Source organism: Lutibacter sp. B1, assembly GCF_012524075.1.
Lineage (GTDB): Bacteria > Bacteroidota > Bacteroidia > Flavobacteriales > Flavobacteriaceae > Lutibacter.
The window spans coordinates 1-455 of the sequence record NZ_JAAZUI010000162.1 but is presented as its reverse complement, the minus strand read 5'-3'; the positions used below and the strand labels follow the sequence as shown (position 1 = coordinate 455).

Sequence of the window (455 nt, the reverse complement as noted above, 5' to 3'; positions counted from 1 at the left end):
TTTGTACTAGTTCAAATTTAAGCATAAATTATATGAGTTGTTGGCTAATGTTTTTTTATCTCATTAATCAATATTTCAAAATCATTATCAATTCTTTCCTCAATTTGATTTCTTGTCAATTTTTCTCCTTTTAATTCTGAATCAAATTGTTCATTTTTTCTTACATTAAAAATCCGAAAACTTAAATCCCATTTTCTCGGTGAATCTAAAATATTTTCAATGTCAATTTTTGACATAATTATAAAATCCGCCTTGACTTTTTCAAGAATCGGTTTACAATACTTTTTATCATAAACATTCTGATAAGGAATATTCATTAATCTTTTTAGAGGAAATTTTATTAATTGTATTTCTGAACTTTTTGAAAATTTCTTTTCAAGTATTTCTTGAATTTCTGGAGAAAATCCACCATTTGCATTTAAATCATAGGGAATCAAAATCAGAATCGTTGGTTT

1 protein-coding gene is annotated in these 455 nt (G+C 24.4%); it reads right to left on the bottom strand.

The window, feature by feature from the left end:
- Window positions 1-44: 44 nt before the first annotated feature.
- The coding region (locus tag HGB55_RS15355) for a hypothetical protein (RefSeq protein WP_168817976.1) at window positions 45-455 on the bottom strand (411 nt) is incomplete at its 5' end.